The 17,892-nt window shown below is 68.1% G+C and carries 20 protein-coding genes and 1 tRNA gene; 9 read left to right on the forward strand and 12 right to left on the reverse strand.

What is annotated here, in order from left to right:
* Positions 1-4: 4 nt before the first annotated feature.
* From ACYX4P_RS06980 to ACYX4P_RS07000, 5 genes are read right to left on the reverse strand one after another with little or no spacing between them, the layout of a single operon-like run.
* On the reverse strand, positions 5-628 hold the full coding sequence (locus ACYX4P_RS06980; RefSeq protein ID WP_248117589.1) for a carbonic anhydrase: 624 nt from the start codon (positions 626-628) through the stop codon (positions 5-7).
* A gap of 21 nt (positions 629-649) precedes the next feature.
* On the reverse strand, positions 650-2,515 hold the full coding sequence (uvrC, locus tag ACYX4P_RS06985; RefSeq protein ID WP_248117587.1) for an excinuclease ABC subunit UvrC: 1,866 nt from the start codon (positions 2,513-2,515) through the stop codon (positions 650-652).
* Between the two features lie 16 nt (positions 2,516-2,531).
* Positions 2,532-2,978 carry a DMT family transporter gene (locus ACYX4P_RS06990; protein ID WP_248117585.1) on the reverse strand — a complete coding sequence of 149 codons (447 nt, stop codon included), beginning with the start codon at positions 2,976-2,978 and terminating at the stop codon, positions 2,532-2,534.
* Positions 2,975-3,583, reverse strand: coding sequence for a hypothetical protein (locus tag ACYX4P_RS06995; protein ID WP_248117583.1), 609 nt, complete (start codon positions 3,581-3,583; stop codon positions 2,975-2,977). Before ACYX4P_RS06995 ends, ACYX4P_RS06990 begins: the two co-directional genes overlap by 4 nt.
* Positions 3,584-3,633: 50 nt before the next feature.
* A complete protein-coding gene (locus ACYX4P_RS07000) occupies positions 3,634-4,107 on the reverse strand; it encodes an NUDIX domain-containing protein (RefSeq protein ID WP_248117581.1) in 474 nt (157 codons plus the stop codon).
* Positions 4,108-4,383: 276 nt separating this feature from the next.
* Here ACYX4P_RS07000 and ACYX4P_RS07005 point away from each other — a divergent pair, with 276 nt between their 5' ends.
* The 6 genes from ACYX4P_RS07005 to ACYX4P_RS07030 all read left to right on the forward strand — a co-directional run bounded on the left by ACYX4P_RS07005 (position 4,384) and on the right by ACYX4P_RS07030 (position 7,810).
* Positions 4,384-4,995, forward strand: coding sequence for a nucleotide-binding protein (locus ACYX4P_RS07005; RefSeq protein WP_248117579.1), 612 nt, complete (start codon positions 4,384-4,386; stop codon positions 4,993-4,995).
* A gap of 142 nt (positions 4,996-5,137) precedes the next feature.
* Positions 5,138-5,899, forward strand: coding sequence for an SDR family oxidoreductase (locus tag ACYX4P_RS07010; protein ID WP_248117577.1), 762 nt, complete (start codon positions 5,138-5,140; stop codon positions 5,897-5,899).
* 5 nt (positions 5,900-5,904) lie between these two features.
* Positions 5,905-6,303, forward strand: a complete 399-nt coding sequence (folB, locus tag ACYX4P_RS07015) for a dihydroneopterin aldolase (protein WP_248117575.1) — start codon at positions 5,905-5,907, stop codon at positions 6,301-6,303.
* 93 nt (positions 6,304-6,396) lie between these two features.
* Entirely contained in the window at positions 6,397-7,059 is a 663-nt protein-coding gene (locus tag ACYX4P_RS07020) for a hypothetical protein (RefSeq protein WP_248117573.1), read from the forward strand.
* Positions 7,060-7,072: 13 nt separating this feature from the next.
* Positions 7,073-7,456 (forward strand): hypothetical protein, encoded by a 384-nt coding sequence (locus ACYX4P_RS07025; RefSeq protein ID WP_248117571.1) that lies wholly within the window; start codon positions 7,073-7,075, stop codon positions 7,454-7,456.
* Between the two features lie 57 nt (positions 7,457-7,513).
* Positions 7,514-7,810, forward strand: coding sequence for a GNAT family N-acetyltransferase (locus ACYX4P_RS07030; RefSeq protein ID WP_248117569.1), 297 nt, complete (start codon positions 7,514-7,516; stop codon positions 7,808-7,810).
* Between the two features lie 109 nt (positions 7,811-7,919).
* On the opposite strand, the gene ACYX4P_RS07035 is transcribed toward ACYX4P_RS07030, so the two are convergent.
* The 6 genes from ACYX4P_RS07035 to msrA form a co-directional block, all read right to left on the reverse strand.
* Positions 7,920-8,900, reverse strand: a complete 981-nt coding sequence (locus tag ACYX4P_RS07035) for an SDR family oxidoreductase (protein WP_248117567.1) — start codon at positions 8,898-8,900, stop codon at positions 7,920-7,922.
* A gap of 66 nt (positions 8,901-8,966) precedes the next feature.
* Entirely contained in the window at positions 8,967-9,284 is a 318-nt protein-coding gene (locus ACYX4P_RS07040) for a hypothetical protein (protein ID WP_248117566.1), read from the reverse strand.
* 119 nt (positions 9,285-9,403) lie between these two features.
* Entirely contained in the window at positions 9,404-11,365 is a 1,962-nt protein-coding gene (mdoH, locus tag ACYX4P_RS07045; protein WP_248117565.1) for a glucans biosynthesis glucosyltransferase MdoH, read from the reverse strand.
* 154 nt (positions 11,366-11,519) lie between these two features.
* Positions 11,520-13,367: an acyltransferase family protein gene (locus ACYX4P_RS07050; protein ID WP_248117564.1), complete on the reverse strand. Its 1,848-nt coding sequence runs from the start codon at positions 13,365-13,367 to the stop codon at positions 11,520-11,522.
* Between the two features lie 199 nt (positions 13,368-13,566).
* Positions 13,567-14,904, reverse strand: coding sequence for a 2-oxoadipate dioxygenase/decarboxylase HglS (gene hglS, locus ACYX4P_RS07055; protein WP_248117563.1), 1,338 nt, complete (start codon positions 14,902-14,904; stop codon positions 13,567-13,569).
* 209 nt (positions 14,905-15,113) lie between these two features.
* A complete protein-coding gene (msrA, locus tag ACYX4P_RS07060) occupies positions 15,114-15,764 on the reverse strand; it encodes a peptide-methionine (S)-S-oxide reductase MsrA (protein ID WP_248117562.1) in 651 nt (216 codons plus the stop codon).
* A 139-nt stretch (positions 15,765-15,903) separates the two neighbouring features.
* On the opposite strand from msrA, the gene ACYX4P_RS07065 reads away from it, so the two are divergent.
* Positions 15,904-15,993, forward strand: a tRNA-Ser gene (locus tag ACYX4P_RS07065).
* A gap of 404 nt (positions 15,994-16,397) precedes the next feature.
* On the opposite strand, the gene ACYX4P_RS07070 is transcribed toward ACYX4P_RS07065, so the two are convergent.
* Entirely contained in the window at positions 16,398-16,559 is a 162-nt protein-coding gene (locus ACYX4P_RS07070) for a hypothetical protein (RefSeq protein WP_248117505.1), read from the reverse strand.
* A gap of 112 nt (positions 16,560-16,671) precedes the next feature.
* Between ACYX4P_RS07070 and ACYX4P_RS07075 the strand changes: the two genes are divergently transcribed.
* Complete coding sequence (locus ACYX4P_RS07075) at positions 16,672-16,938, forward strand: DUF2924 domain-containing protein (protein ID WP_248117504.1); 267 nt, start codon at positions 16,672-16,674, stop codon at positions 16,936-16,938.
* A complete protein-coding gene (locus tag ACYX4P_RS07080; RefSeq protein ID WP_248117503.1) occupies positions 16,938-17,828 on the forward strand; it encodes a recombinase family protein in 891 nt (296 codons plus the stop codon). Before ACYX4P_RS07075 ends, ACYX4P_RS07080 begins: the two co-directional genes overlap by 1 nt.
* Positions 17,829-17,892 lie beyond the last annotated feature (64 nt).

Genomic DNA, 17,892 nt, shown 5'->3' on the forward strand with positions numbered 1-17,892 from the left:
CAAGTCAGGCCAACGGTTCGAACCGGGGCTGGTCGGTCAGGGCGGTCAGGGCGCCGTCGGCGATGCCGAAGTGAAGACCGCTGAGCTGAAGCTCGCCCTTGGCCTCGCGTTCCGCGATCCAGGGGAAGGTGCGCAGGTTTCGGATCGACAGGCGCACGATGGCCTCCTCGGCCGCGCGCTCCAGCTGGTCGGGGGCGACAGTCTCTGCGACGTGCTGGACGACGGGCGCACCTTGCGCGATCCACGGGGCCACGAAGTCGGCGACGATCTCGGGCGCGCCGTGGATCATGGCGTTGACCCCGCCGCAGTGGGCGTGGCCCATGACCACGATCCGCTTGACGCCCAGCACCTTGACCCCGAACTCCAGCGCCGCCGACACGCCGTGCAGCTTGCCGTCCGGCTCGTATGGCGGGACCAGATTGGCCACGTTGCGGACGACGAACAGCTCGCCCGGCTTGGCGTCGAAGATCAGGGCCGGATCGGCGCGGCTGTCGGAACAGGCGACGATCAGGGTGTGCGGCTTCTGGCCCTTGGTGGCCAGGGTTTCATACTCGGCGCGCGCGGTCGGCCAGTGGTCGGCGCGGAAACGGCGATAGCCGGCGGTCAGTTCGTCTTCGATGTCGCTCATGACGGGGTCTTTACATCCGGCTCAGTTTTTACGGAAGAAGGCGTGGATGCGTTCGGCCAGGGGCTGGCTGACGCCGTCCACCTTGACCAGATCGACCACGGAGGCGCGGCTGACGCCCTTGGCGGAGCCGAAGGCGTGGAGCAGGGCCTTCTTGCGGCCGGGGCCGACGCCTTCGATCTCGTCCAGCGGGTTCTTCTTGATGTCCATCGAGCGGCGCTTGGCGTGGGCGCCGTTGGCGAAGCGGTGGGCTTCGTCGCGCAGTCGCTGAAGGTAGTAGAGGGCTGGAGACTTCAGGGGCAGCATGAAGGGCGCCTTGCCCGGCATGAAGAACTTCTCCATGCCGGCATCCCGATCCGGCCCCTTGGCCACGCCGACCACGGCGATGTCGTCCACGCCCATCTCGGCCATGACGGCCAGAACCTCGGCCAGCTGTCCCGCGCCGCCGTCGATCAGCAGCAGGTCGGGGCGGACGACGTCCTCGCCTTCCTCCTCGTCCTTGACCAGGCGGGCGAAGCGGCGGCGCATCACCTCGCGCATCATGCCGTAGTCGTCGCCGGGGGTCAGGTCTTCGCCCCGGATGTTGAACTTGCGGTACTGGGACTTCTGGAAGCCCTCCGGCCCCGCCACCACCATGCCGCCGACGGCGTTTGTGCCCTGGATATGGGCGTTGTCGTAGATCTCGATCCGCTCGGGCCGGGCCTCCAGGCCGAAGGCCTCGCACACCTCGTCGAGGATCTTGCCCTGGGCCGAGCTTTCGGCCAGGCGGCGGCCCAGGGCCTCCCTGGCATTGGTCAGGGCGTGGTCGACCAGGGCCAGCTTCTCGCCGCGCTGGGGCCGCGCGATCTCGACCTTGCGATCCGCCTTCATCGAGAAGGCTTCTTCCAGCAGCTCCAGCTCGTGCGGGCGGACGTTGGACAGGATCAGGCGCGGGATGGGCTTGTCCTCGTAGAACTGGCCCAAGAAGGCGGCCAGGATCTCCGGGTCCGTGTCGGACTTGTCCACACGCGGGAAATAGGCGCGCCCGCCCCAGTTCTGGCCAGCGCGATAGAAGAAGACCTGGACGCAGGCCTGACCGCCATCGGAATGCAGGGCGAAGACGTCGCCTTCGGCCACGCTGTCGGCGCTGACAGAGTTCTCCATGGCGATGGCCGACAGGGCCCGGATGCGGTCGCGCACGCGGGCGGCCTGTTCGAAGTCCATGGCGTCCGAGGCGGCCTGCATCTCGCCCGACAGGCGGCCGATGACGGCGCGCGACTTGCCACGCAGAAAGGCCTCTGCCTCATCGACCAGTTCGCCGTAATCCTCCAGCGAGATCAGGCCGGTGCAGGGCGCCGAGCAGCGCTTGATCTGATGCAGCATGCAGGGGCGGGTGCGGGTCTCATAGACGCTGTCGGAACAGGACCGCAGCAGGAAGGCCTTCTGCAGGGTGTTCAGCGTGCGGTTGACCGCCCAGGTCGAGGCGAAGGGGCCGAAGTAGTGGCCGGGCGTGGTGTGGGCGCCGCGATGCTTCTTGACCTGGGGGGCGCGGTGGTCGCTGCGGATCATCAGTTCGGCGAAGGATTTGTCGTCGCGCAGAACCACGTTGTAGCGCGGCTTCAGCTTCTTGATGAAGTTGGATTCCAGCAGCAGGGCCTCGGTCTCGGACGCCGTGACCACCAACTCCATCGACCGGGTCTGGGCCACCATCAGGCCGATGCGCTGGGTGTGGAACCGCCCTTGCGCATACTGGACGACACGCTTCTTCAGGCTGCGGGCCTTGCCGACGTAGAGGCACGACCCGTCCTCGCCATACATGCGATAGACGCCCGGCTTGTCCGGCGCGCGCCGCGCCTCGTCGGCGATCAGGGCGGCGGCGGTCAGTTTCGAATCGGGGGGCTCCGCGGTCATCGGGCGGGATATAGGGTCAGGAGCGCCGGACCAGAAGGACGCCGGCCAGAACCAGGCCCACGCCGGCGATCCGGCCCAGGTTCAGCGGCTGGTGCGGCACGCCCAGGGCGCCGAAATGATCCAGCGCCAGGCTGAGCATCAACTGGCCCCCGACCATCAGGGTGATGGTCATGGCCACGCCCAGACGCGGCACGCCCCAGGCGGCCGCGACCACGAAACAGGCCCCGTAAAGCCCGCCCAGCCAGGCGTACCAGGGCAGGGCGCGCACCGCCGTCATATCGGGCCGGGTGTGCAGTATGGCGGCCAGCACCCCCAGCACCGTGGTCCCCACCGCGAACGAGATGAAGGCGGCGTTGACGGGCGAGGCCACGGCGCTGGCCAGCCGGGCGTTGGTGGGCGCCTGGAGCGCGGTGGCGCCCCCGGCCAGGACGACGACGAGGATGGCGAACAGGGACGGGTTCATGGCCCCTGGCTAGCACGGCTTTCATGGCTTGCGGAGGGCGGCGTTCGGCGATGGGCGCGACGCAGGCGGCGGCGCTCGGCCCGGTTGAGGGGCGCCTGGGGACCGTCGGCGTCGGCCGACGAAGAAACAGGGTGCAATGGGTGCACTTCGTCCGGTTCGGTCCCAACGTCGGGGGCTGTGGCGGGGATTGCGGTCGGATCGCCCTGATCGGACGGCGGGGGCGCGAAATCAGGGTGCAATGGGTGCACATCGCCGGCTTCGGCCGCCAGGACGGACAGGGTTTCGAAAATCTTCAGCCAGCGCTGGGCCTCGGTCGCCTCGCCGTCCATCAGGGCCAGTTGCAGGCGACGGCGCGCCGAGGCCGCCATGTCGGAAAAGGCGACATCCTCGACCGCCTCCAGCGCCAGGGCGGGGTCGTAGAGATCGGGGTCGTCCTGATCCTGGCGTCGCCAGCCCGCCTTGCGGGCGCGGATGCGAAAGGCCGACAGCCCCAGGTCATAGCGGCGGCAGACGATGCGCGCAGGCTCGCCCGCCAGATAGTCGTCGCGCGCCAGGTCCCAGACCTGCTGCGAGCGGACGCGATAGACGGGGGCGGCCTGGGTCATGGTCGCACGCTGCCATGGTCGTGCGTCAGATGCGGACGTGACGCCAGGGCCTACCAGTCGGCGTCGACCGGCGCGCCGTCGAAAATCTCCGCCAGACGCGCGCGACAGCCCCGATTGACGTCGGCGGGCAGGGCGGCAGGATCGAACCAGCCGACCTCGGCGATCTCGCCGTCGCGCGGCGCATCGGGACCCGCCTCGAAGGCGTCGATGCGAAAGACCGCCACATGGTCGCCGGGAAAGAAGCGGTCGTTCGAATGCAGGGAGATCAGACGCGGCGCCCCGCGCGCGATCAGTCCGGTCTCCTCGCGCAGTTCGCGCACCACGGCGGCCTGCGTCGTCTCGCCCCGGTCCACCCCGCCGCCCGGCAGCCACCAGCCCGCCAGATAGGTGTGCCGCACCAACAGCACCCGCCCCTGCGCATCCACCGCCACCGCCCGCACGCCCAGCGTCTTGCCCCGCGTCAGCCGCGACCAGGCGAAGAAGAGCGGGCGGGTGAAGGGTTCGACGTGGATGCGCCAGGTCATGGGTGGGGCAAGGCCTCTGAGTTGCGTTTCGTGCTCGGATTACGGACAGCCAAGTCTTGCGCGCCGGACGAAGATGCATGATCTTGATCCTATGGCGAAGTCACCTGCGCAAAACCCGAAGATCGCCCGTAACGCCTCCACCGGACGTTACGTGAGCCTCGGACGGACCTCGGACGGGGTCACGGTGCTGAAGTCGTCCAAGCCGTCCAACCATTTCACCGTTCGTGAAGCGAGGGGCGCCATCGCTGCGCGTCTCGAAGCGACGTCTCAAAAATAGTGGCGTCCTTCGCTCGGGACGTCTTTATCAACTGCCCGTTCGATTCCGCTTATCAGACGATGTTCCGGGCGATGGTGTTCGCCATCACCCGGTCTGGTTTTCGCGCCCGATGCGCGCTGGAGGTCGATGACGCCAGCCAGAATCGCTGGGCCTCCATTTCAGACATTGTGGATCAGTGTCGATACGGGGTCCATGACATCTCACGCACGGAATCCGACGGTGATCCGCCCCTGCCGCGATTCAACATGCCGCTGGAACTGGGCCTGTTTCTAGGTGCGAAACGGTTCGGCGACGAGGTGCAGAAGCGCAAGCGCTGCCTGGTGATGGATACGGAGCGATACCGGTATCAAAGGTTCATCTCGGACCTGGCCGGCCAGGACATTCACGCCCACGGCGACGACCCTGCCGTCTGCATCGAGGCGGTCGCCAGTTGGCTGAGGGATCAGAGCCGGTCCAAGACCGTGCCGGGTGGACGGGCCATGGCCCGCGATTTCGAACAATTCGAAGCGCAGTTGCCGGCCCTTTGCCAGGGACTTCAGCTGGAGGTGGACGAGATGACGTTCGGAGATCTGACGACCCTCATGTCGGAATATATCGCCGCGGCGCTGTAGGCGCCCAAGACGGGCGCTTGAACCCCGCCCCATCCGGCTCTAAGCCAAGACGGACAACAGGAGCATTCCATGCTGGCGCTCGGCATCATCTTCGGCTTCATCGCCGTCATCGCGGCCTTCAATGTGTTCGAGTTCGGTCGGGTTGACTGAGGCTGTCGCTGGACCGGGGCGCGGCGTCGCCCTGGTCACGGGCGGGGCGCGGCGGATCGGGCGGGCCATCTGTCTGAGGCTGGCGCGGGCCGGGTTCGACGTGGCGATCCATCATCATGCGTCGGGCGACGAGGCGCGGGGCCTGGCCGACGAGATCGCGGGCCTGGGGCGGCGTGCGTGCCTGTTGCAGGCGGACCTGACGGACGAGGCGCGGGTGCGGGCGCTGATCCCGGCGGCGGTCGAGGCGCTGGGGCCGGTGACGGCGCTGGTCAACAACGCCTCGGTTTTCGAGGACGACCGGATCGGCGGGCTGGCGCGCGAAAGCTGGGATACGCATATCGAGACCAATCTGCGCGCGCCCATCGTGCTGGCCGAGGCGTTCGCGGCGCAGGCTGTCGAGGGGGCCATCGTCAATCTGCTGGACCAGAAGGTGCTGAAGCCGGATCCGCGCTTCTTCTCCTACAGTCTGTCGCGCAACGGGCTGTGGTGGGCGACCCAGACCCTGGCCCAGGCGCTGGCGCCGGGCATCCGCGTCAACGGGGTCGGGCCGGGGCCGACCCTGCCGTCCATCCACCAGACGCCCGAGGAGTTCGCCGCCGAGGCGCGCGCCACCCTGCTGGAAACGCCCGGCAGCCCGGAGGCGGTGGCCGAGGCCGTGCTGTGGCTGATTGACGCCCGGCTGGTCACGGGCCAGATGATCGCCGTCGACGGGGGCCAGCATCTGGCCTGGCGCACCCCCGACATCCAGGAGTAGGCTGCGTGGTCCAGTCGTCGCAGGTTTCGCCGTCGCCGGCGGACGATCGGTTGCGTTTCGAACGGTTGAGCGTCTTCGTGCGCGGACTGGAGGTCGAGGCGGGCATAGGGGTCTATGACCACGAACACGGGCGGCTGCAGCGGCTGGTGATCGATGTGACGCTGGAGCTGGAGCCGCGCCCCATCGAGCGGCTGGCCGACACCATCGACTACGAGACCGTGGCCCAGGCGGCGCGGGCCATCGCCGAGGCCGGGCACGTGGGTCTGGTGGAGACCTTCGCCGAACGGCTGGCGCGGGCCTGTCTGGAGGACGGACGGGTGCGGCGCGCGACCGTGCGGATCGAAAAACCCGGCGCCCTGGCCGCCGTGATCGCCCCCGGCTGCGAGATCGTGCTGGCGCGCTGAGGGGCGTCAAGCCCGGTTGCGTCCGGCCCGCCCGACCGCCATTGTCGGCGCCTTGAGTCCAGCCGGGCGTCCGGCGTGAGAGAAGCGTTGTTCATGGCCGAGCCCGGCGATCCCAAGACCCCCGCCCAAGCGCAAGACGAGACCGATCACGACGCCCATGTCGGCTTCGTCTCGCCCGCCTCGCTGGCCGGGCGGGCGCGTGCGCCGGAGCCGACGCCGGCGCCGGAACCGGACGACGAGCCGGACCTGTTCGATCCGCCCCTGGCGCCCCAGGCGGGACCGTTCGAGCGCAGCGAGGGGGTGCAGCCCGTCGCCCGCTTCGCCCCGCACCCGAAGCCGAACGCCGCCCCCCATGCGGTCATGCGCGACCGGATGCGGGCCGAAACGCCGCGCGCGTCCGAGCGGGTGGCCGAGCGCGCGCCCGGCCCGGCCGTGCCCATACGGCTTTATGCGGTCTATATGCTGATCCTGCTGGCGGTGCCGACCCTGGGCGCCTCGTGCCTGGTGGCGCTGCTGGCGGTGATGCGGCGCGATACGGCGGGCGACGCGCTGGAAGGCAGTCATGCCCTGTATCAGAAGCGCACCGTGTTCGGGGCGATCGGGGCGGCCGTGCTCGGCGCCGGGCTGGTGGTGGTCAATGTCGGGGTGATCGTCCTGTTCGCCGTGGCGATCTGGATACTGGCGCGCGGCGCCTATGGCGTGCTGAAACTGAAGAGCGGCCAGGCCGTTCCCCAGCCCCGCAGCTGGCTGTTCTGAACCAAGGATCATCATGACCGACGCCCCCGAATTCATCGCCGGACGCGAACCGGAAGGCAAGGTCGGCGCGCTGATCGCCTGGGCGCTGTTCATCCTGTCGATCCCCAGCGCCAATGTGCTGGTGCTGATCGGGCTGGTGGTGTCCTACGTCGCGCGGGGGACGGCGACGGGCGTGGCGCGCCAGCATATAGACGCGCAGATCGCGCTGTTCTGGTCGGTGTTCTGGTGGACCATCGCCGCCTGGGTCGGGATCGCGGTCAGCGCCGTGGCCTCGGTGGTGCTGATCGGCATACCGTTCCTGTTTCTGTTCCTGCTGATCTGGTTCCTGCTCAGCGTCTGGTTCACGGTCAAGAGCGTGCTGGGACTGATCAACCTGTTGCAGAACCGCCCGATCTGACGGGCGGGAACGCGGCGGGCCGGTCGGCGGTTGAGGCTTCGGAAACAGGAGCGAAACATGACCGACGGACAGGGCCGACTGATCGACAAGGCGGACGAGAACCGCTTCGAACAAGACTTCAAGAGCGACGGCGGAGAGGGCCAGGTCTGGGCCGATTACGCCGTGCGCGGCGACACCCGGATGATCCTGCACGTCGAGGCCGATCAGGCGTTGCGCGGGTCGGGCGCGGCGGGGCGGTTCATGCAGGCCCTGGCCGAACATGCGCGCGAGAGCGGGATCAAGCTGTTTCCGCAGTGCAGCTATGCGGTGGCCTGGCATAAGCGCCATCCCGATTACGACGACGTGCTGGCCTAGGTCGGCGCTTGGCGAAGGCTCGTCCTCCCCGCCCTCTTGGGGAGGACCTATAGGCCCGGTGTTTAGCGTGGCGCTCCCGTCGGATGAACTCGGCGGTGAGAGCGTTGCTTCAGCCGCCCGAATAGCCGCCGATGATCGGCAGGATCTCGCCGGTGATGAAGCTGGACATCTGGGGCGAGGCCAAAAAGACGTAGGCGGGGGCGATTTCCTCGGGCTGGGCCGGGCGTTTCATCACCGTCTTGGCGCCGAACTGGGAGGTGGCCTCGGCGTCCTTGTCGGCGGGGTTCAGCGGGGTCCAGACCGGGCCAGGGGCGACCACGTTCACGCGGATGCCGCGCGGCGCCAGATGCGTGCCCAGTGATCGGGCATAGGCGTGAATTCCGCCCTTGGTCAGCGAATAGTCCAACAGGTCCTTGTTGCCCTGAAGCCCGGTCACCGAGCCGGTCATGACAATGGCGCCGCCGGTCTTCATGTGCGGCACCGCCGCCTTGGTCATGTTGAAATAGCCGTAGAGGTTGGTCTTCAGCGTGCGGTCGAAATGGTCGTAGGTCAGGTCCTCGAAGGCGCCGACGTGTTCCTGGAAGGCCGCGTTGGGCACCAGGACGTCCAGCCGGCCGAAGGCGTCCAGCGTGGCCTTGACCGCCGCTTCGGCGAAGGCGGGGTCGGAGACGTCGCCCTTCAGCACCACGGCGCGACGGCCCTCGGCCTCGACGGCGGCACGGGTGGTTTCGGCGTCGGCGTCCTCGTCCAGATGGCAGATGACGACGTCGCAGCCCTCGCGCGCAAACAGGACCGCGACCGAGCGGCCGATGCCGGAATCGGCTCCGGTGATCAGGGCGGCGAACCCGTCCAGCTTGCCCGAGCCCTTCCAGAAGGGGGCGTCGTACAGCGGCGCGGGGTCCAGCGCGGCCTCGTCGCCCGGCTTTGTCTGATGCTGTTTGGGGAAGGGCGGTTCGGGATAGGGGCGGGCGCCGGCCTGGACCGCGCCGGAGGATGTGTCGTCGCCGGACGTCTTGTCCTTGGCGTCGATGTCGCGCTGGATGGCGCGTTCGTGGTCGGCGACGGCGTCGGCGCGGGCGGTGTCGGTCATCGAAGGCTCCTGAAGGACGGGACCTTCAGGAAGCGGACGAGGCGGACAGGCGTTCCCTGCGCGCGATCAGCTGACGCGGTGGATGATGGTCTTGATGGTCTCGGCGCGGTTAGGCAGGTCGGAGGCCAGGCGCGAGGCGATCTCGCGCGCGCCGACGGGATAGGCGTCGCCGCCCTCGGCGATGGCCTTGGCCTTGGCGGCGGCCTCCAGCAGCAGCTTCTCCAGCGCCTCGATCTCTTCCAGGGCCAGGGCGTGAGCTTCGAGCTGCAGGCGTTTGACCCGATCAGCGGTGGTCTCGGGCGCCTTCATCAGATCGTAGATCTCGGCCTCGGCCGCGACGAGCCGCAGGTCGGGCTTGGCGTCGGAACCGTTGGACTGGGCCATGGAATCACATCTCCCCGAAAAGGTCAGGGGCCAAGGGTGATGCGAAGTCGCCTCCGCGTCGAGCTTGACCGTAACGGTTGTGGCGGCGCTGTGGCCGCCACGCATCGGTTTGGCCGTCTTTAAAGCTCCGGCGCGCGGGCCGGGACCATGGCGGGGGCCGCGACCGGGGCCAGGACGCCGCCGGCGACCGCGCGCAGCGGCGAACGGGGCGTGTGCAGAACGGCCGGCGAGACGCTGACGCCGTCCTGAACCGGGGTGACCAGGAAGCCCTTCTTGGCCAGGGCGTCGCCGGAGCGGACGCGCGAGGTCCACACGGAGATGGGGGCGGCCAGCAGCAGCGGCAGGACGATCGGGGCGAACCAGGTGGCCAGGTCGGGGCGCACGCACAGGGGAACCATGAAGCCCACGCCGGCGATCATCTGCCAGCGCATGGCGCGGAAGGCGTCGGACCAAGCCAGGCCGTCGGCCTCGCGCTGCTGGGTCGACCAGCCGGTGTCGTGGCCCGAGACGATCTGGAGAAAGGCCTTGGTGTTGGCGACCATCAGGATGGGGGCCAGGATGGCGGACAGGGCGATCTCGGCCGCCATGCCGCGGGCGATGGCGCGGCGCCCGCCGAAGGCGCGCAACTCGGCCGGGCGGCTGAGCACCAGGGCCGCGCCCATGAACTTGGGCCCGATCAGCAGGATGCCCGACAGGAAGGAGGCCAGCATGAAGGGCGTGAACTGCGGGTTCAGGATGTAGAAGAAGCTGGACCAGTCGACCGGATAGAACATCTGAATGAACAGGCCGGTCATCAGCGAGGCCAGCCACAGCGGCGAGGACAGATAGGCCATGCAGCCCATCAGCAGCTGAAGCCGGCTCATGGGCGACAGGCCCTTGGCCGTGATCAGGCCCAGGTGCTGCAGATTGCCCTGGAACCAGCGGTGGTCGCGGCGGATGAAGTCGGTGATCGAGGGCGGGGTCTCTTCCCACGAGCCGTCCAGCGAGGCGGTGACGTGCACGGCCCAGCCGGCGCGGCGCATCAGGGCGGCCTCGACCACGTCGTGGCTCATGATGTGGCCGCCGAAGGGTTTGCGGCCCTTCAGGTGAGGCAGGCCGCAGCAGGCGGCGAAGGCGCGCGTGCGGATGATGGCGTTGTGGCCCCAGTAGCTGGATTCCGAGCCGGTCCAATAGGCCAGACCGGCGGCGGCGACGCGGCCGTACAGGCGCACCGAATACTGGGACACGCGCGCGAAGATGGTGCGGGCCTTGATGATGACCGGGGCGGTCTGGATCAGGCCCACGCCCGGATTGCGCTCCATGGCGTCAACCATGCGCAGCAGGGTTTCGCCGGCCATGGTGCTGTCGGCGTCCAGCACGATCATGTTCTCATAGGCGCCGCCGAAACGACGGACCCATTCGGCCAGATTGCCGGCCTTGCGCTCGGCGTTGTCGGTGCGGCGGCGGTAGTAGGCCTTGGAGTTGGCGGTCAGGCGGAAGGCCTGGAAGACCGAACGCTCGGCGGCGGCGGCGTCCTCCTTGGTCGAATCGCTGAGCACGAAGATGTCGAAGGCCGAGGCGGCGCCCATGCGGGCCAGTGACTGGTCGATCATGGCCAGACGGGCGAAGGAGGCGCGCGCGTCCTCATTGTACAGCGGCATCAACAGGGCCGTGCGGGTGCGCGGCATCGGCGGGTGGGGCGAGAAGGCCAGGTCCTGCTGATCCTTGCCGCGCAGCATGACGAACAGACCCATCAGGCCGCTGACGAACCAGCAGGAGATGGCGGTGATCAGCACCATGAACAGGCTGAAGGCCAGGATCTCGGTCCCGTCCCAGCCGTTGCGGGCGTAAAGATAGAAGGGGGTGATGGCCGACAGGCCCGTCAGGACGATGGTGCCGGCCAGAAGCGCCAGGCGGCGCAGCGCCACCGTGCGCGGGGAGGTCGCGGGCGTCAGGTCGGCCACGGCGTCGGGCGCGGCCAGGGACTGGACCGGCATGGCCAGGCGCGCCTCGTCGGGCAGCCAGGACCAGGACGGCGCCTGAGCCCGCTCGACAGTCTCGATTTCAGCCTGTTCGACAGGCCGGATCGCCAGCTTGTTCATGCCGCTTCTGGACGCCCCCGTGTTGACCGATCGTCTTTCCGAAGGCAGGAAGGACGCGGAGTGCTGCACTGCAACACGTTCCGCCATACTCGATCACATTCGCGCGATTTTCAATCACGCAATGTTGATTGCAGCGAATTTTTCCGGGGATTTTTCAGATCGGGACGTCAAGCGCGGCGGAAGCCGGGCGACGGGGCGGCGAGACTGTGGCGTGATCCAGCAGTTTGCGGTCCAGAACCCAGGCCGCGACACCGACCCAGCTTACCAGGACGATGGCGTAGGCTCGTTCCCACCAGCCGACGTTGGCGTCATTGACCGTGCCTGGCAGGATCAGGTGTTTGGTCAGGACGGTCAGGATCGCCATGACCACGAATGTCGCGGCCAGGAAGACCTTCAGCCGGGGCATGTCGCGGCGGCGGTGCAGCCCCCACAGCAGCAGCAGCGGCGCCAGCTGGATGCCCAGGGCCAGGTTGATGATCATGTGGCGCGGATCGGGCCAGGGATACAGGGTCGATCCCGCCATCCCCGCTCCCGCCAGGACGAAGACGACCGCGATCACCCAGCCCGCAACGCGCGCGCCGGTCAGGGCGTAGATCCCCAGGCCGAAGCCGATCCCGGCCAAGCCCGCCATGACCCCGGCGACGAAGACCCCGCCGTTGAAGATGATCGGCGCCCTGGCCGAGGCGCCGCCCAGTTCGCTGAGATACTGGGTGGCGTTGTTGAAGCCGGGATAGGCGGCGATGGCGGCGGCGACCACGGTCAGGGCCAGGATCGGGGCGGCGACCCCCACCCCCAGCAGCCGCCGGCGACGGTGATAGGGCTGGGTCGGGCGGATCAGCGCCTTCAGGTCCAGCGGCCAGGGACGGTCGTCCAGCGGCTTCAGCCCCCACAGCGGGCGGATGGAGGGGATGCGACGCACGACCTCATAGACCGCCAGACTGCCCAGGAAGGTCGCGGCGACCAGGAACAGCGCCTCCAGCCCCGCCGGCAGGGCGGCGGGCCGGATGATCCAGACGGCGGCGACCAGGATGGTCTGGTGCGCCAGATAAAGAGGGAAGGTGGCTTGGGTCAGATAGTTCAGCACCGGCCCGCCCCGCGCCCGCAGATGGCGCGAGCCGAAGCCCAGAATGGCGACGATGGTCGCCCATTGATCCACGCCATAGACGAAGGCCCTGGGCACGCCCCAGAAGGCCCGCGCGCCCGGATGCCAGACCTGAACCATCATGATCGGCAGGGCGACGGCGGCCAGTCCCAGGGCCAGCCAGCGATAACGCTCCATGTCGCGCCAGACGCTTTCGCGGCCCACGATGCAGAAGCCGAACACGAAGGCCGCAAGCGACAGGGCGTGGTTGTACCAGTCCCAGTGCAGCATGTTCGTGATGCCGAAGTGGGGGAACAGAAACAGACGAATGGCCGACAGATAGAGGATCGGCAGGACCAGCAGCCAAGGCCCCCTCAGGACCCGCTGCAAGACATCGCCCAGCCGCTCGATCAGGCCCGGCCGGCGCCACAGCAGGATGGTCACGATGCTGTAGGCGGCGATATAGACGATGAACCACAGGTGATTGACCGGCACGCCGTCGGCCAGGCCCGCCGGGCTGAACTCGCGCGCCATCCAGGCGACATAGCCGGCGACGCCGCCCGGCCAGCCGCCCTTGTCCATCGCCTCGATCCAGGCCTGGATGGGCACCAGCACGACCGCGCCGAACAGCAGGGGCGGGACTAGCCGCTCGAACCGCGCGCGGGCCACCTGGCGCGGGGTGCGGCGCAGGGTCATGAAGCGCAGGGCGGCGCCGGACACCAGAAACAGCAGCGTCAGCCGCCAGGGATTGGTGACCAGGATCGCTTCGCGCATCCACTCGAAGGTGTGGGCGCTGTGCACGTGCCAGTCATAGACGCCGTAGACCAGGCCGACGTGATACAAGATCAGCAGGCCGAAGGCGCCGACCCGGATCCAGTCAAGATCGTAACGGCGCTGGGTCGGGGAAGCGGACGGGTTCACGGCCGCGTCTATGGGACCAGCCGCGCGGTCAGGCAAGACGACGGATGGTCTCGGGGATTGCGCCATTCCGCTCCTCCCGGCGAAAGCCGGGACCCAGTGCTTTCACGCGCCAGGCGCATGGGATCAGCGCCGATCTCTTAATCTCACGTCGAAACGCCCAAAGAACTGGGTCCCGGCTTTCGCCGGGATGAGCGGTGATTCATGCCGCTGTCGCCAGTCCCAGCGCCTTCAACGCAGCGGCGATGGAGGCGTCCTGTTCGGCGCGGTACAGGGCCATCTCGTCCTGGACCGGGCGGCCCAGGGCGGTTTCGAAATCGGCGCGGGCGGGATCGACGGCGTAGGCGGTCTGGCGGGCCTCGGCGCCCAGGTTGGACTGGAAGATGCCGGCCGCGCTGACCGGCAGGAAGTCCTCGTAGGTGATGGGTTCGGCGACGACGAAGCCCGCGGCGATCAGGGCGTCCAGGTCTGCGGTCTCGGCGTGCGACGCCAGCCCTTGCGGCGTGGCGCGATAGCGGAACCAAGCCAGGTCGCCCCGACGCAGCGCGTCCCAGTCGTCGGGCAGGGCGGAGAAGTCCCCGGTCGCCAGGGCCTGATCGTACAGGGCGCGCCCGGCGGGGGTCAGGGCGCAGCCGCGTTGCTCGATCTCGCCGAAGCGGGCGGTGTGGGTTCCGGCGACCATTTCTCGAGAGTCTGGGCCGTCCGCGCCGGGGAAGGCGATGGCCTCTTCCAGCGCCTTGAAACTGGTCTGGCGCAGCAGGACGGGGCAGGCGCGGGCGGGCGGCCCCTCTATGGTCTCCTTGGGCGTAATGCCGCGTTCGGGCATGGCCGCCTGGGCCGCGTCGATGTCCAGAGTGCGCGGCGTCAGATGGTTGATGTGCGGCCCCTTGAAACTGACCACATCGGCGATCAGCCGGTGGGCGGCGACCAGACGGTCGTACGTCTGGGCGCTGACGGTCGCCTCGGCGTGCCAGCGGAAGGTCTCCAGCAGTTCGGCGACGAAACGGTCGGCCTGATCGGCGTCCAAGCCGCCCCCGCGCTCGGCCGTCTCGATCAGTTCGCGCGCGCCAGGGGTGAAGATGTCGCGGCGGGCCAGGGTCTGGGCCGCCTCGGCCCGCAGGGCTTCGTCCTCGATCAGCTCCAGCCGCAGCAGGGAGCAGAAGACCCGGAACGGATTGCGCGCCAGGGCCGCCGGATCGACAGGCCGGAAGGCGGTGGAATGCACCGGCACCCCCGCCGGGGCCAGGTTGTAATAGCTGACCGGCTCCATCCCCATGACGGCGAAGGCGCGGGCGATGACAGCCAGTTCGGCCGCCGTGCCGACACGGATGGCGCCGTGACGCTCTTCGGACAAGCGCGCCAGTTCGCCCGACGCCGCCAGCCGGTCGGCGCCGGCCGCATCCGCCTTCAACGCCTGGGCGTTGATGTCCGAAACCAGGGTCAGCAGGTCGCCGTATTGCGGCACCTCGGCCCGGTACAGGGCGGACAGGGCGGCCGAGAACCGGCTGCGGATATCGTCGGGATGGACGAAGGCGGACATGAGCGCTCCCTGCTTTTTCGTCGGTCCTAGAGCATGATCGTTTCGGACGGAACTGCTCCGCGGTTCCGTCCGAGGCGTGGATCAGGCTCTCGGATTGAAACTGAAGCCTGATTCACGGCATCGAAAAAATCGCGAAGCGGTTTCCTCTCAACCGATCAGGCGCCGGGGCCGACTGGCCGCCGGGCGAAACCCGGCGGCCGTAGGAAGCGTCAGGCGTCCACGCCGACCCCGATGGGGCAGACCACGCCGGTCCCGCCGATGCCGCAGTATCCCGCCGGGTTCTTGGCCAGATAGCCCTGATGATAACCCTCGGCGTAGAAATAGTCGCCGGCCGGTTCGATCTCGGTGGTGATGGCTCCACGCCCCGCCTTGGTCAGGGCGGCCTGATAGGCGTCGCGCGAGCCTTGCGCCTCGGCCTGCTGCTCGGCGTTCAGCGTATAGATGGCCGAGCGATAGGTGGTGCCCACGTCGTTGCCCTGACGCATTCCTTGCGTCGGGTCGTGGTTCTCCCAGAAGGTCTTCAGCAGTTCGGCGTAGGAGATGACGGCCGGATCGAACACCACCTTGACCACCTCGGTGTGGCCGGTGCGGCCCGTGCAGGTCTCCTCATAGGTCGGGTTCGGCGTGATCCCGCCGGAATAGCCGGCCGACGTGACCCACACGCCCGGCAACTGCCAGAAGATGCGCTCCACGCCCCAGAAACAGCCCATGCCGAAGATGGCCGTCTGGAAACCGTCGGGATAGGGCCCCTTCAGCGGATGGCCGCTGACATAGTGGTTCAGATCAGTGGGCAAGGGCTCGGCGCGGCCGGGCAGGGCGGTCTCGGGCGTGGGCAGTTCGGCGCTTTTCTTGAACAGCATGGGCGGGTCCCTCATCGGAAAATGGCTTTGATCCCCATATGGGGATGCGAGAGGCGCTTGCCGAGGGGGCGATGGTGTTCTATCAGGCCCGCCTCCCGCCGGATCGACCTCCGGCGGCGCGCACGAGCAGGCGTGAAACGGACAGGTGGCGGAGTGGTCGATCGCGCACGCTTGGAAAGCGTGTGTAGGTGAAAGCCTACCGAGGGTTCGAATCCCTCTCTGTCCGCCACGCTCTCCAGCAACTCCTCTTGCTCTGCGTACCGACCTCTAAGCTCGCGAAAGCTGGCGTATTTTCCTACCCATCGTGAACCGCCACGGGCGGTTTTCCGGGCGTTCCACGCGTTTCGCGACGGCTTGGCGATGCGTGTCTCTGCGCGCTTTTGGCCGCACCCGGTTTCGTCGCGGAAGCCTGTTTCACCTGTTATGTAGATTTGTCGCGCGTTCGAGCCGCAGCCGACTTGCGCGCTAGGACAGTCATGTCACGGACAACAAGCGGTTTTTTCGCTCTTCATTGGGCCCAGCGCCGCTAAAAGAACAGGTCCAGAACAGGCCCTGTTACTTGATATGGATTAGGGCCTGTTTGCCCGCCGAACAGGCCCTGTTTGGCGCTTCATCAGGACGGTCGTTAGGCCGTCAATCCAAATGGAAGCCCAGCTGCTCCCGCTGGTCGGCCCAGGACATAGGGATTTCCCGATCCCGCAGGGACTGCAGCGTCAGTCCGACCGGCTGGCGGCCGTCCATGATCGCCGCCTGAATGTCGGGAGCCAGGAAGGCGAGGGGGACCAGCCGTCGCAAATAGCTGTCGTTGATGCCGACGACGTCACGCCAGGATGTTGCGTTGGGCGCCGCCGCGTTGACCCCGGCCTTTGCGAGTTCCGCGTGGGCGCGGCGGAGAGCCGCGATCAGAGTGGCCTGGCGGCTTCAGACCCATGCGAATGGCGGCATCGAACCGGGCCTCAGACGACGCCTTCGGGGCCAGGGCCGCGTGGGCGAGGGGCTGGAGCGCGGCGGCCGGATCGTCCGCGAGTGGCGCGGCCAGCGTCATGAGGTGGAGGTGGTCGATGGCGGCTATCTCTGGAACGGCCGCCGGTTCAAGAGCCTTTCGCCGATCGCCTTCGAGATCACGGGCGCGCGCTGGAACGGTCCCAAGTTCTTCGGCCTGAGGCCGGGCTGATGAAGCCTTCTCGCTGCGCCATTTACACACGCAAGAGCACCGAGGAGGGTCTGGAGCAGGACTTCAACTCCCTGGACGCCCAGCGCGAGGCCTGCTCGGCCTACGTGGCCTCGCAGAAGGGCGAGGGCTGGCTAGAGCTGCCGAACCGCTATGACGACGGCGGCTTCTCCGGCGGCAACATGGACCGTCGGCCCTTCAGCCGGGGCGCGGTCTTTCACCTGCTGCGCAATCGGCTCTACGTCGGCGAGATCGTTCACGGCGATCGAGTTTGGCCCGGCCTGCATCCGCCGATCCTGGATCGCCCCCTGTTTGAGGCCGTGCAGGCGGCGCTGGCGAAGCAGGTCGTTCCGAGACAGGCCCGTGCAAGACGATCGCCGGCCGTGCTGACCGGGTTGATCAGCGATGCGCATGGCGCTCCGATGAGCCCCGTCACCGCCAGCCGGGGCGACGGCCGCTGGCGCTACTATGTCACCGCCTCCACCCAGCAGGGTGCTAGACGCTCAGACCTGCCGCCGGGTGGGCTGCACCGGATCGCCGCCGCGCCGGTTGAAAAACTGGTCGCCGAAACCCTGCGCGATCTTATCGGTCAGCCGACCGCACCCTGGACGGAGTTGCGTCCGCTGGTCACCCGAGTGCAGGTCCATGCCGAGCGGGTCGCCATCTGCCTGACGATCGAAGCCGCCGCGCGCGCCGTCTCTCCACTGCCTCCCGTCGCGGCGGATGGTTCGATCACGCTCAACGTGCCTGTCGTGCTCAAGCAACGATCTGGCCGGGCTTGGTTGGAATCGGCCAGACCGAGCGCGCCACGTCGCCGACCGGATCGGATAAGCGGCATTTTCAGAAGCTGCACTGCGGGTAGTTGGTCGCCTCGCTCCAGCACGCCGGGGTAGGCTCGTAGGGCAGTGACGGGAGCAGAAAAATGTATATTGGTCTTCTAACGAAACTCATGCAGTG

Source organism: Brevundimonas sp. ABV4_179, from assembly GCF_056311945.1.